Annotated in this window: 11 protein-coding genes and 1 rRNA gene; 7 read left to right on the top strand and 5 right to left on the bottom strand. The window is 72.6% G+C overall.

Annotation, left to right across the window (positions count from 1 at the left end; genetic code table 11):
- A 5S ribosomal RNA gene (gene rrf / locus ACGFW5_RS27175) occupies window positions 1–85 on the top strand; the annotation flags it as partial.
- Window positions 86–270: 185 nt separating this feature from the next.
- Here rrf and ACGFW5_RS27170 read toward each other — a convergent pair.
- Window positions 271–663: a VOC family protein gene (locus ACGFW5_RS27170; protein ID WP_393836906.1), complete on the bottom strand. Its 393-nt coding sequence runs from the start codon at window positions 661–663 to the stop codon at window positions 271–273.
- A gap of 58 nt (window positions 664–721) precedes the next feature.
- Here ACGFW5_RS27170 and ACGFW5_RS27165 point away from each other — a divergent pair, with 58 nt between their 5' ends.
- The 3 genes from ACGFW5_RS27165 (at window position 722) to ACGFW5_RS27155 (ending at window position 3,611) form a co-directional block, all read left to right on the top strand.
- Window positions 722–1,354, top strand: coding sequence for a nucleoside/nucleotide kinase family protein (locus tag ACGFW5_RS27165; RefSeq protein ID WP_393836905.1), 633 nt, complete (start codon window positions 722–724; stop codon window positions 1,352–1,354).
- Between the two features lie 41 nt (window positions 1,355–1,395).
- Window positions 1,396–2,349, top strand: coding sequence for a hypothetical protein (locus tag ACGFW5_RS27160; protein WP_393836904.1), 954 nt, complete (start codon window positions 1,396–1,398; stop codon window positions 2,347–2,349).
- Between the two features lie 131 nt (window positions 2,350–2,480).
- Complete coding sequence (locus ACGFW5_RS27155; RefSeq protein WP_393836903.1) at window positions 2,481–3,611, top strand: M24 family metallopeptidase; 1,131 nt, start codon at window positions 2,481–2,483, stop codon at window positions 3,609–3,611.
- Between the two features lie 37 nt (window positions 3,612–3,648).
- Here ACGFW5_RS27155 and treZ read toward each other — a convergent pair whose 3' ends face one another.
- On the bottom strand, window positions 3,649–5,388 hold the full coding sequence (treZ, locus tag ACGFW5_RS27150; protein WP_393836902.1) for a malto-oligosyltrehalose trehalohydrolase: 1,740 nt from the start codon (window positions 5,386–5,388) through the stop codon (window positions 3,649–3,651).
- A 73-nt stretch (window positions 5,389–5,461) separates the two neighbouring features.
- Window positions 5,462–6,415 carry a GNAT family N-acetyltransferase gene (locus tag ACGFW5_RS27145; protein ID WP_393836901.1) on the bottom strand — a complete coding sequence of 318 codons (954 nt, stop codon included), beginning with the start codon at window positions 6,413–6,415 and terminating at the stop codon, window positions 5,462–5,464.
- A gap of 187 nt (window positions 6,416–6,602) precedes the next feature.
- Between ACGFW5_RS27145 and ACGFW5_RS27140 the strand changes: the two genes are divergently transcribed.
- Complete coding sequence (locus ACGFW5_RS27140; protein ID WP_393836900.1) at window positions 6,603–7,157, top strand: FHA domain-containing protein; 555 nt, start codon at window positions 6,603–6,605, stop codon at window positions 7,155–7,157.
- Window positions 7,158–7,424: 267 nt separating this feature from the next.
- Here the strand turns inward: ACGFW5_RS27140 and lpdA are convergent, their stop codons facing one another.
- The gene (gene lpdA / locus ACGFW5_RS27135) at window positions 7,425–8,846 is read right to left on the bottom strand and encodes a dihydrolipoyl dehydrogenase (protein WP_393836915.1); all 1,422 of its coding nucleotides are present in this window, start codon (window positions 8,844–8,846) and stop codon (window positions 7,425–7,427) included.
- A 246-nt stretch (window positions 8,847–9,092) separates the two neighbouring features.
- On the opposite strand from lpdA, the gene ACGFW5_RS27130 reads away from it, so the two are divergent.
- Complete coding sequence (locus ACGFW5_RS27130; RefSeq protein ID WP_393836914.1) at window positions 9,093–10,025, top strand: LysR substrate-binding domain-containing protein; 933 nt, start codon at window positions 9,093–9,095, stop codon at window positions 10,023–10,025.
- Between the two features lie 98 nt (window positions 10,026–10,123).
- Window positions 10,124–11,155: a cytochrome P450 gene (locus tag ACGFW5_RS27125; protein WP_393836899.1), complete on the top strand. Its 1,032-nt coding sequence runs from the start codon at window positions 10,124–10,126 to the stop codon at window positions 11,153–11,155.
- Here the strand turns inward: ACGFW5_RS27125 and treY are convergent.
- A complete protein-coding gene (gene treY, locus ACGFW5_RS27120; protein WP_393836898.1) occupies window positions 11,139–13,466 on the bottom strand; it encodes a malto-oligosyltrehalose synthase in 2,328 nt (775 codons plus the stop codon). The genes ACGFW5_RS27125 and treY overlap by 17 nt on opposite strands.
- Window positions 13,467–13,535 lie beyond the last annotated feature (69 nt).

The raw sequence follows: 13,535 nt of genomic DNA, 5'->3' as shown, positions 1-13,535 counted from the left end.
TTACATTCCGAACCCGGAAGCTAAGCCTTTCAGCGCCGATGGTACTGCAGGGGGGACCCTGTGGGAGAGTAGGACGCCGCCGAACAAATTGTGGGGAAAGCCCCGCACCAGATCGTAGAAATACGGTCACGGTGCGGGGCTTTTTCGCGTTGACCGTCACACGCGTTGACCGCACACGCGTTGACCGCACACGCGTAGGCGGTCACACGCGTAGGCAGTCACGCGCATCAACGGTCACGCGCGTTGAGGCCGGGCACGCGCGGTGACCGCTCACGCCGGCTGGAGCAGGTCCCAGCGATTTCCGTACAGGTCCTCGAAGACCGCGACCGACCCGTACGGCTCGTGACGCGGCTCCTCCAGGAAGCGGACGCCGGCCGCCAGCATCCTGGCATGGTCGCCCGCGAAGTCCTCGGTGTGCAGGAAGAACCCGACGCGCCCACCGGTCTGCGCGCCCACGCTCGCCAACTGGGTTTCGTCCTTGGCTCGTGCCAACAGCAGCGAGGCCGCACCGGTCGTGGTGCCGCGCGGGCGGACCACCACCCAGCGCGAGCCGTCCCCTCGGTCGGTGTCCTCGGCCAGCTCGAAACCGAGGGCCCGGGTGTAGAAGTCGATGGCCTCGTCGTAGTCGCGCACGACGAGCGTGATCAGTGCAATGTGCGGCATGCGCACCAGGTTATACGTACTACCTGGTGCGGGGCCGTGGCGGTGGAACAATGCGGGGATGGATCTCGACCTCGACCGTCTCGTCGGCCGCGCCCGCTCCCTCGTCGCTCCCGGCCGGCGTCGTATCCTCGGCATCGCGGGCCCGCCGGGCGCTGGGAAGTCCACGCTGGCAGGGGAGTTGGTGGCGCGCCTGGACGGGCAGGCCGTGCTCGTGCCGATGGACGGATTCCACCTCGCCGGCCGGGAGCTGCGCCGGCTCGGACGTGCTGAGCGCAAGGGCGCGCCCGACACCTTCGACGCGGCCGGATTTGCCGCTCTGCTCGGCCGACTGCGCTCGCCCGAGCCGGGAACCGTCATCTACGCACCGGATTTCGACCGCTCGCTGGAGGAGGCGGTGGCCGGGAGCATCCCCGTGGACCCCGAGGTGCCGCTCGTCGTGACCGAGGGCAATTACCTGCTCCACGACGAAGGGGCGTGGGCAGGTGTCGCGGACCTCGTCGACGAGATCTGGTACGTCCAGGCCGATGACGAGGAGCGGGTGCGCGGGCTGGTCGAGCGGCATGTGCGGCACGGGAAGCCGCGGGACCGCGCCGAGCGATGGGTCAGGGAGAGCGACGAGGCCGACGCGCACCTCGTGGCCGCAGGCCGCATGCGGGCCGATCTTGTCATCACCCGGGCTCTGGCTGGGTAGGCTCGCAGCTCTGGCGACCGTGCGAGGGGAAGGCAGCAGACGTGGGGATATTCCGACGAGGGCCGAGGCGGGACGCGAGTGACGTTCCACGGGATTCCGAGTTCGGCTTCTTCTCGAACGACGAGGGCGCCCGGTTCCGCGCCGTGGTCAGGGAGGCGTTCGCCGAGCTGGGCCTTGAGGTCACCGTCTACGCGGACTCGGTCAAGGACAGCGGCGGCCGCCGGTTCGGGCTCGGCAACCTCGCGGCCGTCTGCCACAACGAGCCGCGCGGGCCGCGCGTGTGGCCGGAACTGATCCGCAGGCACGTCGGCATGGTGCTGCGCACCATGGACGCGCCCTCCGCGCTCGACACCATGGCGCCCGAGCAGATCCGCGCCCAGCTCTACCCCCGGGTCATCAGCGGCGACGGGCTCGATCCGCAGAGTTTCGGATATGCGCGCAGCGTGGCGCCCGGCCTCTACGAGATCCTTGCCCTCGACCTCCCCGAGAGCGTCATGATGCTGACCGATGAAGCTCTCGAACCTCTGGGCAAGGTCCCTGAGCTGCGGGAGCTGGCGCTGCGCAATCTGCGGGAGCTGCCGGTCGAGGGACATGAGACGGTCAAGGGCGACGACGGGATGCGCTTCGAGCTCGTCGTGGGTGATTCCTTCTACACGGCGAGCCGGGTGCTGGCCCTCGACGCGGTCGTCCGCCAGGTGACCGGAGCGGAGCTCCCCCCGGAAGGTGCGCTGGTGGCGATGCCTTTCCGCCATCAACTCGCCTTCCACGTCATCCGCGACTCCGGCATGGTCCTCGCCCTCAACGCCATGGCGTCGTTCGCCGCCTCCGGCTTCGAGGACACCCCGGGGTCGATCAGCCCGTACGTCTACTGGTGGCGCGGCGGCGTGCTCACCCAGCTCAGCGATCGCGACGGCGAAGGGCTGCGGATCGTCGTCGGTGAGGACTTCGGCGAGCTGCTTGAGCGACTTGTCGATGAGGAGATGGACGGGCTCTGACGCGGGAGCGCGGTGGCGGGACCCGGGGGCCGATTCCGGTGGCGGGACCCGGGGGCCCATTCCGATCGGGGGCGGTGCGATCGGCAGGCCGGGCCCTCGCGCCCGGGGGCGGGTGCGGGCAGGATGAGCCCATGTCCACGACACCTGTTCCCGCGTCCTTCACCGCCGACGACTACCGGGCCCGGATGGCCCGCGCCGCCGAGTCCGCCGCCGACGCCGGACTGGCCGGTGTGCTCGTCGCGCCCGGCCCCGACCTCGTGTATCTCACCGGCTACCAGCCGACCGCGATCACCGAACGGCTGACCGTCCTGGTGCTCGCGCCGGGCCGGGACCCGGTGCTGGTCGTGCCGACCCTGGAAGCGCCCGACGCGGCGCACGCCGCAGGCGCCGCCGCCCTGACCCTGCGGGACTGGACCGACGGCAATGACCCGTACGCCGTGACGGCTCCCCTCCTGGACGGCCGCGGCCGCTTCGGTGTGAGCGACAACGCCTGGGCGATGCACCTGCTCGGCCTGCAGAAGGAACTGCCCGGCACCTCATACGTCTCGCTGACCGAGGCGCTGCCCATGCTGCGGGCCGTCAAGGACGAGCACGAGCTGGCCCGTCTTGAGGCGGCGGGCGCGGCGGCCGACGCCGCGTACCAGGACATCGTGAAGGTGCGGTTCGCCGGCCGCAAGGAGACGGAGGTCGCCGCCGATCTGGCGGCCCTGCTCCTCAAGTACGGCCATGCACAAGTGGACTTCACGGTCGTCGGATCCGGGCCCAACGGAGCCAACCCGCACCACGAGGCGGGCGAGCGCACCATCGAGCACGGCGACATGGTCGTGCTCGACTTCGGCGGGCTCAAGCACGGGTACGGGTCCGACACCACCCGTACCGTCCATGTCGGCGAGCCCAGCGCCGAGGAGCAGCGCGTGCACGACGTGGTGCGCGAGGCGCAGGCCGCGGGCTTCGACGCGGTGCGGCCCGGCGCCGCCTGCCAGGACGTCGACCGTGCGGCGCGCGCGGTGATCACGGACGCCGGATACGGCGAGTACTTCATCCACCGCACCGGCCACGGCATCGGCGTGACCACCCACGAGCCGCCGTACATGATCGAGGGCGAGGAGCGGCCGCTGGTGCCCGGGATGTGTTTCTCCATCGAGCCGGGCATCTACCTGCCGGGCCGGTTCGGTGTGCGGATCGAGGACATCGTCACCGTGACGGATGACGGCGGCCGGCGCTTCAACACCACCGACCGCGCCATGGCGATCGTCGAGTAACAGGCCCTCAGGGTAAGGGGGTTGAGGTGCGGGGGCCTCAGCGGCCGAGGATCGCGCAGGATTCCGGTGGCATCAGCACGAGCCCGTCCGCGCCGGGTGCCTCGACCGGCTCCCACGCCGCGAGGACCCGGCCGCCGGTCCCGAGCCTGACCCTGACGGCCTCCTTCGAGAGGTTGACCACGACCCGCAGGTCACCGCGCCGATAGGTGAGCCAGCGCGCCTCCTCGTCGTACGCCACCTTGACGGCCGCGAGGTCGGGGTCGGTGAGGTCGGGACGGTCCCGGCGCAGTGCGATGAGTTCGCGGTACCAGGCCAGGAGCCGCGCGTGGGGTTCGCCCGACGGCTCCGTCCAGTCGAGGCACGAGCGCTGTCGTGTGGCCGGGTCCTGCGGGTCGGGGATGTCCTCGGCGGCCCAGCCGTGGGAGGTGAACTCCCGCCGCCTGCCCTCCCGTACGGCCCGCGCGAGGTCGGGGTCGGTGTGGTCGGTGAAGAACTGCCAGGGGGTACGGGCGCCCCACTCCTCGCCCATGAAGAGCATCGGCGGGAACGGGCTCGTCAGGGTCAGGGTCGCCGCGCAGGCCAGCAGGTTCGTCGATAGGGTGGCCGAGAGGCGGTCGCCCTGGGCCCGGTTGCCGACCTGGTCGTGGGTCTGGGCGTAGCCGAGGAAGCGGTGCGCGGGGGTGCGGACACGGTCCACGGGACGGCCGTGAACGCGGCCGCGGAAACTCGAATGCGTACCGTCGTGGAAGAACACGCGGGTCAGGGTCTTGGCGAGGGCGGCGAGCGGTGCGCGGGCGAAGTCGGCGTAGTAGCCCTGGGATTCGCCCGTGAGAGCGGTGTGCAACGCGTGGTGGAAGTCGTCGTTCCACTGGGCGTGCAGGCCGATGCCGCCCTCGTCGCGCGGTGTGGTGGTGCGCGGATCGCAGGTGTCGGACTCGGCGACGAGGAACAGGGGCCTGTCGAGCTCGGCCGCGAGCGCGTCGACGGCGGTCGCGAGCTCTTCCAGGAAGGTGTACGCACGGGTGTCGGCGAGCGCGTGCACCGCGTCCAGGCGCAGCCCGTCGAGGTGGTAGTCGCGCAGCCAGGCGAGAGCGCTCTCCAGGAGGAAGGCGCGGACCTCGTCGGAGCCCGGAGCGTCCAGATTGACGGCCGAGCCCCAGGGCGTGTGGTGGGTGTCCGTGAAGTACGGGCCGAAGGCGGGCAGGTGGTTGCCGGAGGGCCCCAGGTGGTTGTGCACGACGTCCAGGACCACGCCGAGGCCGTGGGCGTGCGCGGCGTCGACGAACCTCTTTAGGGCCTCGGGGCCGCCGTAGGGCTCGTGCACCGCCCAGAGACTGACACCTTCGTACCCCCAGCCGTGACGGCCCGGGAACGGGCACACCGGCATCAGCTCGATGTGGGTGATCCCCAACTCGGCCAGATGGAAAAGGTGTTGGGCCGCCGCGTCCAGGGTGCCTTCGGAGGTGAAGGTGCCGATGTGCAGCTCGTACAGGACGGCTCGTTGCAGCGGCCGGCCCCGCCAAGGATGCTGCCAGGCGAAGGTGTCGTGGACGACGACGGCGCTGAGGCCGTCCGGGCCGTCGGGCTGACGGCGTGAGCGCGGGTCGGGCAGGACGGGGCCGTCGTCCAGTACGTAGCCGTAGCGGTCGCCCGCGCGGCCCTCGGCCTCGGCCAGCCACCAGCCCGCGCGCACGGGATGGCGGCGCATGGGATGGTTCGCGCCCTCCAAAAGAAGGGCGGTCCCGTCGGCGTGCGGCGCCCACACTTCGAACAGCACTGGCGTGTCCCCCTGTCGTTACCGGTTGCGACCATGGTGCGACAGACGAGCGGGACACGCCCGCAATTCGGGACTACTTCCAGATCATGTTGATCGCGCGCTCGAAGACGACATAGCCCGCGCGGCTGAAGGCGTTCGCCATGGGCACGTTGGGCAGATCGGTGGCGGCGCGGATCCGGGGCACGTTCTGCGCGGCGAGGATCCGGGTGCCCTCGGCCAGGATGTCGTCGATGTAGCCGTGGCCCCGGTGCGCGGGCAGCACGCCGATGTAGGAGATGATCGGGTTGTAGCTGTTGCGGGCCGGGATCACGAAGCCGACGGGCCCGCCGCCGCCCGGGAGCTCGGCGATCCGCCACCACGCGCGCGGCGTGGTGTTCGTCTCGAACTCCTCCTCGTACATGAGCTCCGCGGACGCGCGCGGGGTCATCGTGAGCAGTTCCTCGCGCGTGTGCTCGTCCAGTGAGCCCTCCGCGACGAGCGCCATCAGCGCGATGAGTTCGTCGCGGTCGGTGGCGGGGCGGAACGTCAGGCGCGTGGACTCGGCGGGGAGCGGAGTGCCGGGCCGCCACTCCAGGCGCAGCCGTTCGACGAGCGGTGTCGCGCCGCAGGCGGCCATGACGGCCAGCCTGGTCTCGACGACCTCGCGGGCGGCGGGGTCCTCGCGCCAGTCGCCGGGAACGAAACGTCCGTACTCGGGGCGCGTCACGCCGGCGGGCACCACGGCGGCGGTCGCCGTGTTCACCAGACGCAGGCCGATCTCGTGGCGCTCGGGCGCCGGCAGGGAGTCGTCGACGTCGAAGAAGTCGAGACTGCGCGGCGCGGCGCCGCTCGTGCCGGTCCACCACGCGATGCGCGCCAGGACGCGGTCCCCGCGCAGGGCCACCCACATCCAGCCGGGGATGCGGCGGCCGGTGGCCAGATCGTCCGCCAACTCGTGGTCGAGGACATAGGAAAGCTGCTGGAAGAGCCCGAGTTCGCCGGGCCCTGCGAGCGGACGGATGGTGATGTCCGACGCGGAAGTCGTCAAGAGGTCCCCTTGGATGCTGAGAAGTCGGCAGACCCTAACAGCGCACCAGCACGGCCAGGCAAGGCAATTACGGCCACGGGTGTCGCTGCGGCGCAGGTCAGCGGTGGGGGCGGCGGTGCGCGAGAGCGTCCTGAGCAGGGCGCCCCGTGCTGGACACGTCCGGCCCCGTGGAAGGACAATCGGCGGTGTGACGCCCTCTTTCGAATTCCAGACCTCCTCGGCGCCCGCGCGATTGTCCGACGCGGAACGCGACCGGGTCCTGGACGTGCTGCGCGAGGGCGCGGCCGAGGGCAAGCTGTCGCACGACACGTTCCTGCGGCGCGTGGACATCGCGCTTGCCGCCCGCAGTCCGGACGAACTGAGCGCCTTGACCGCCGACTTGGAGAGCCGTGGCCGCTGGGCGAAGGCGGTGTTCGGCGCGGTGGGCCGGGTGTCGGAGTTCTCCGTCTCGCTGCGCAGGGCCTGGCAGTCGGAACGGCTGCCCAAGCTCCTGTTCCCCGTGCCCGGCCCCTATCCGCTGCGCATCGGCCGCGACCCGGCCAACGGGCTGCGGCTGAGCCACGAGACGGTGTCGCGGGTGCACGCCGAACTCGTCTTCCAGTCGGGGACGTGGCAGCTGCGCGACCTCGGCTCCACCAACGGGACCTGTGTCAACGGGCGTCGGGTGACGGGAGTGGTCGCCGTGGCCGACGGCGACCAGGTCAGCTTCGGCCGGATGGCCTTCCGGCTCGCCGCGCACTGAGCGGCGCGCGGGGACCGACCCGGGTGGGGTCCGGCGTCCTCGGGTGGGGCCGGCGTCCTCGGGTGGGGCCGGCGTCCCCGGGTGGGACCGGCGTCCCCGGGTGGGGACCGGCCCCCCGGCCGTGGAGACCATGGTTCCGGCCGTGGGGACCGACCTCCCGGCGTGGGGACCGGCGCCCCGGCCGTGGTGACCGGCGCCCCGGCCCGTGGGGACCGTGGTCCCGGCCGTCGGGACCGGCGTCCCCGCAGGCGCGCCGGGCCCGCGTTCTCACTGCTGGTGCAGGCCCCGCCCGGCCAGAGTGAGGAAGGTTTCGCCGACGGCCTCCGACAGCGTGGGGTGGGCGTGGATGTGACGGGCCACGTCCGAGGGCTCGGCGTCCCAGCCGACGATCAGCTGGCTCTCGGCGATCATCTCGGACACGTTCGGGCCGACCAGATGCACCCCGAGGACCTGCCCGCCGCGTTGGGCGACCACCTTCACCACCCCGCCCTGCCCGTGCACCATGCCCTTGGCGACGGCCGTCAGGGGCAGGGTGTTGACCACGACGTCATGTCCGCGGTTACGGGCGTCGGCCTCGGTCAGGCCCACCGACGCGGTCTGCGGCGAGGAGTACGTGACCCGGGGCACCGCCGCGTAGTCGACGGGCGCGGAAGCCACCCCGGCCAGCGTCTCGGCGACCAACAAGCCCTCCGCGAAGGAGGCATGGGCAAGGCCGAGCGAAGGCGGCGGCAGCAGATCGCCCACCACATGGATACCGGGGACCTCGGTTTCGAGCCGGGACCAGTCGGCCGGTGCGACGAAGCCCCGCTCGTCGGTGGCGAGCCCGGCCGCGGCCAGACCGAGTCCGTCGGTGACCGGCGCGCGGCCCACCGCGACCAGAAGCCGCTCCGCCTCGACGGTGCGGAGCTCGCCGCGCGCGGTGCGCACCGAGGCGCGGACGCCGTCCGGCAGCACGGTCGCGTCCTCGAAGCGCGCGCCGCTCTGCACGTCAATGCCGCGCTTCTTCAGCCCGCGGGTCAAATGCCGGCTGACGTCGGCGTCTTCGAGCGGCACCAGCCGGTCGGCGGCCTCGACCAGGGTGACCTCGGCGCCCATCGACCGGTGGAAGGACGCGTATTCGACACCGATCGCGCCACCGCCGAGCACCAGCACGGATCGCGGAAGCCCGGCGGCGAACAACGCGTCGTCGCTCGTCACCACGCGATGCCCGTCCGCCGAAAGGCCCGGCAGCATGCGGGGGCGCGAACCGGTGGCGAGCACGATGCCGCGTCGGGCGACGACGTTGCCATGGCCCTCGACGTAAACGCTGCGCGGCCCCGTCAACCGGGCGCCGCCGCGCAGCACTTCGACCCCCTGGTGCGACAGGTGACCCTCGACGCCCTTGTGGTTGCGCGAGACGATGTCGTCCCGGGTCGCCACCAGGGCCTGCCAGTCGATCGAGTCCAGGCTCGCCTTCACCCCCCAGCGCTCCCGCGCCTCGGCGATCCCGTCCACCAGCTCGGCGGCGTGCAGCATCGCCTTGCTGGGGATGCAGCCACGGTGCAGGCAGGTGCCGCCGATCTTGTCGCGTTCCGCGAGCACGACCTTCAGGCCGAGGCCGGCGGCGCGCAGCGCGGTGGAATAGCCGCCGGTGCCGCCGCCGATCACAATCACATCGGCCACGCGGTCCTGCGTCACGGAGCCGGCCATGGGGTGCGTCGTGCTGGGAGGCGTCAAGGAGTGCGTCATGGGTGCGGTCCCGTTCTCGGTCGAGGGCTCCGTCACGAGCTCAGCCGGGGGCGCGGCGTGCGGCCCGGTCATGAGGCAACCCTCCGCCCCAGCGCTGCCATGCGTCCAAGGCAATGTTCTTGTGAGAGCGATGCATGATGCTTATGGCGTGCCGGCCGCGGCACGTGCGGCCGACGGGAGAGGGGGCGCGGCGTGAGCCTGCGACAGATGGAGTACTTCGTCACGGTGGTCGAGGAGACCTCGTTCACCCGGGCCGCGGACCTGCTGCACGTCACCCAGCCCGCGCTCTCGCACCAGATCAAGGCACTGGAGAAGTCCGTCGGCGGCGAGCTCCTGGAGCGGCTGCCGCGCGGGGTGCGGCTCACCCCGATGGGCCGCGCCTTCCTGCCGCACGCACGGCTGGCGGTGCGCAGCGCCCTTCAGGCCCGGCGCGCCGCCCGTGCGGCGGCAGGAGCCGAGGGCGGCGAACTGCACATCGCCGCCGTGCACTCGGTCGCCGTCGGCGTGCTGCCCGATGCGTTCGCCCGCTGGCGGCGCGCTCACCCCGGTGTGCGGCTGCTGCTCCATGAGTACGCCGGCACCGAGGCCCTGGAGGAAGCGCTCGAACGCGGCGCCGCCGACCTCGCCGTCGGGCCGGCGCCGCTGCACTGGGAAGGGCCCGTCGTGTCCGTCGGCGAGGAGGAGATCGCGCTCGTCGTCGCCTTCGACGACCCCCTGGCGGGCCGTACCTCGGTGCGTCTGGAAGAGCTCGCGGACCACGCCTGGGTGCGGTGCGCCATGGAGCCCGTCATCGACGGGCTGCCCTTCCTCGACCTGGTCTGCGGGCGGGCGGGCTTCACCCCGCGCACCGTCGTGCGCACCGAGCACACCTCGACGGCGGTGCGGATGGCGGCCGCTGGGGTGGGCGTGGTCGCCGTGCCCACCCACGTCGTGCGCGGCGGGATCGGTGAGGACTGCGTGCTGCTCTCGGTCGAGCCGTCGTGGAAGCGCGGCCTGGCGGTGTTCTCACGGGTCGAGCTGGCCGGCGCCGCGGCCGCCTTCACCGAGCTGTTGCGCAGGTCAGCGCCGTACGGCACCGCCAAGCCCTCACCCGGACGGCCGAACGCGGATCGCGACCGCACGGCGGAGGTGGTCCGCTGAGAGCAGCCACCGGAGCCCGGCGGCCCTTTGAAACTACCCCGGGCCGCAGGGGCCGCGCCCCGCCGCCCCCGCCGGGTGCCGTGAGCGCGGAGGTGAGCGTGACGACCGTCGAACCGGCCGAGGCCGCCCCCCTTCCCTCCCCGACCCCGGCACTCTCGCTGCTCGGGCCCGCCGCCCGCCGCGACCCGTACGCCTTCTACCGGGCCCTGCGCGAGGAACACCCCCTGCTCTGGGACGCCAGGATCGGGGCGTGGCTGGTCAGCCGGTACGCGGATGTCGCCCCCGCGCTCGGCGACGATCACCTCGCCGGGCCTCGCCGCGGCCCCTGCTGCGGGCCGGGGACGGTGCGCTGCGCCCAGGAGTACGCGGCGCCCGAGAGCGCCTTCGCGCTGCTGCGCGAGGTGTGCGCCCGCACCGCGTACGTCCTGGCCCGCAGGCTCGCCGGACGCCAGGAGGCCGACCTCGTCGAGGAGTTCTGCCGCTGGCTGCCGACCGGCACCATCGCCGCCGCGACCGGACTCTCCTACGGGGCCGTCATGGGACGCTGCGGCGCGACGGCGGCCCGCAGCCGCCTGGAGGCACCGGCCGCCGTGGACGCGGGCTGCCACCGCGGTGGCACCAAAGTGGCGCTGCTCGCGGCCCGCTCCGCGGAACACGCGCTGCTCACCGGCCGGGCGCTCGCCTCGCTCATGGCCAACCTCCTCGACCATCCCGAGCAGTTGGAGCTGGTCAAAGCGGTCCCCGCGCTGATCGGGCAGGCGTGGGAGGAATCGCTGCGGCGCAATCCGCCCGTCCACGTGGTGCTGCGCAGGGCCGTGCGGGCACGCGCCCTGTCCGGCGGCACCGTACCGGCGGGGGACGCGGTCGCGCTGCTCGTCGGAGCCGCGAACCGCGACCCCGACCGGTTCACCGACCCCGACCGCTTCGACCTGCACCGCACCGCGCCCGGCCGGTCCGCCTTCGGGCCCGCGGGCTGCCCGGCCGCGCGCGTAGCCGAACTTGAGGCGGAGTGCGCAGTGAACGCCCTGCTCACCGCCATGCCCGGGCTGCGCAGGGCCGACGGCTTCGACGCGGCCGAGAGCGGACTGCTCACCCGGGCCCCTCGCATCCTCCTCATACGGCCCTCTTGAGCAGCGCCACGGGGCGCTCCCCGAACAGCTCCGCCAGGTCCACCGCGCCGGTGAAGCGGCGCCCGGCCGCGAGGACGTCCACCCACGCGCCGTCGGGAAGCCGCAGCTGGGTGTCCGCCCAGCCGCCCGCCTGTGCCAGGCGCAGCGAGAGCCGGGTCACCGCCGTCACCACCTCGCCCGAGCGGCAGAACGCCACACAGTGGGAGGCGCGCGGTCCGCGCGCCTCAAGCGCCAGGTAGCTCGACGACGCGCCGAACGCGGCAGGACGTTCCCGGCGCAGCCGCAACGCGGCCAGCGTGAGCCCCAGCTTGTCGCCGGGGTCGGCCTGCGCCGCCGGATCGAAGGGGACCGGACGCCGGTTGTCGGGGTCCACCAGCGCCGTGTACTCCGCCTCCGTCCCCTGGTAGAGGTCCGGCACACCTGGCATCGTCAGATGCAGCAGCGCGGCCCCGAGGCTGTTGGCCCGTGCGGCCTTTTCGGTCTCGCGCGCGAACTCCTGCACCCATGAGGCCAGTTGACCGCCGGGGCCCGCCGCGACGAAGTCGCCGACGGCCTTCTCGTACTCCGGGTCCTGCTCCGTCCAGGTCGTGTGCAGCCCGGCCTCGCGCACCGCCTTCAGGAGCGCCGCACCGATCCGCTCCGTCTTTGCCGCCCCGCCGAGCCCGACCGAGGTCTGCCACGCCGCCCAGGCGAGGTGCGCGTCGGGGGCCTTGGCTCCCGCGACCTGCTCCAGGAGCGCGGCCCACCGCTGCGGGCACTCCGACAGCACCGCGATCCTGGCTCGCACCTCCGCGCTGCGCTTGGTGTCGTGCGTGGACAGGACGGTGCCGGTGCTCGGCCAGTCACGGGCCAGATCGGAGCAGAACGCGTGGAACTCGCCGGGGTCCACCGATGGCCTGCCCGGGTCCCCGCCGACCTCGTTCACCGAAAGGAGCGGGGTGTACCGGTAGAAGGCGGTGTCCTCCACGGACTTGGCGTGCAGCGCCGAAGCCGTCTGCGCGAAGCGCGCACGGAACCGCTCCTGGTCCGGGCCGTCGCCGAGCCGGCCAAGTGCCAGGTCCCGCACCACGTCCACCGCGGCCGCCTCGTCCGGCACGAAGAACGCCGCCTTCGCCTCCTGGGCCGCCGATGCGGTCAGGACCAGCTCCGCCCCCGACCGGTAGGGGCGGTAGACCGGCACACGGACCAGGAGCTCCCGCACGGCGAGCCGCAGGGCCCAGGGGGCGTGGTCGCGCAGGCGCGGGCTGCCCGTGGCGCAGATGTGCTGGGCCAGGCGCACCAGGTGTCCGGTCTCGGCGGCCAGGTCGTGGGTGAGCACCCGGTACGCCGCCCGGCGGACCGTCGGCTCCCAGCGGCCTCCCCGGTCCTCGCTCAGGCCGGTGAACCGGGCGTACTGGGACTGGAGTTGGGCCGTCCCCGCCGGGTCGGTGAAGAGCCCGTCGATGTGCCGCAGGGCGTCGTAGCCGGTCGTCCCGGCGACGGGCCAGGTCGCCGGCAGCCGCTCGTCGCCGGTGAGGATCTTCTCGACGACCGTCCAGCGGCCGCCGGTCGCCTCGTTTAGGCGGCACAGATACCCCTCGGGGTCCGCGAGACCGTCCGGATGGTCGATCCGCAGGCCGTCCACCACCGAGTCCTCGACCAGTTCAAGGATCTTGGCGTGGGTCGCGGTGAAGACGCTCTCGTCCTCCACGCGAAGGGCGATCAGGTCGGAGATGGTGAAGAAACGCCGGTAGGTGAGCTCGGTCCTGGCCAGCCGCCACCAGCCGAGCCGGTACCACTGGGCGTCGAGCAACTGGGCCATCGGCAGGCCGCGGGTGCCCTCCCGCAGGGGGAAGCACGCCTCGCCGTAACGCAGTACGTCGCCGTCCACCGTCAGGCGGTCGAGCTCCGCGCCGAGGGGCGCTGCGAGGACCGGAAGCAGGACCCGGCCGTCTCCCGCCGCCCAGTCGATGTCGAACCACGGGGCGTACGGCGAGGCGGGTCCCGCGCGCAGCACGTCCCACAGCTGCCGGTTGTGGCGCGCGGATGCCGACATGTGGTTCGGCACGATGTCGAGGATCAGGCCGAGGCCCGACTCCCGTGCTCTGGCGGCCAGTCGGCGCAGGCCCGGCTCACCGCCGAGTTCCTGACGGACCGTCGCGTGATCGGTGACGTCGTATCCGTGCGTCGAACCCGGCACGGCTTCCAGGATCGGGGACAGATGCAGATGGGAGACTCCAAGACCCGCGAGGTAGGGAAGTGCCTCCTCGGCGGCGGCGAACGGGAACGCAGGCTGGAGCTGGAGCCGGTAAGTCGCGATGGGCTGGGTCATATGAACGTACGTACCCCGTTGGGCGGCTTCTGTGCCTTCGGCCCCTGCGTATGCCCCGGTCGGCGGCGC

It is taken from the genome of Streptomyces sp. NPDC048416 (assembly GCF_043200435.1).
In the GTDB taxonomy this organism is placed as follows: Bacteria; Actinomycetota; Actinomycetes; order Streptomycetales; family Streptomycetaceae; genus Streptomyces.
Note: the sequence above shows the minus strand (reverse complement) of the source record. Positions and strands in the feature narration are given on the sequence as shown.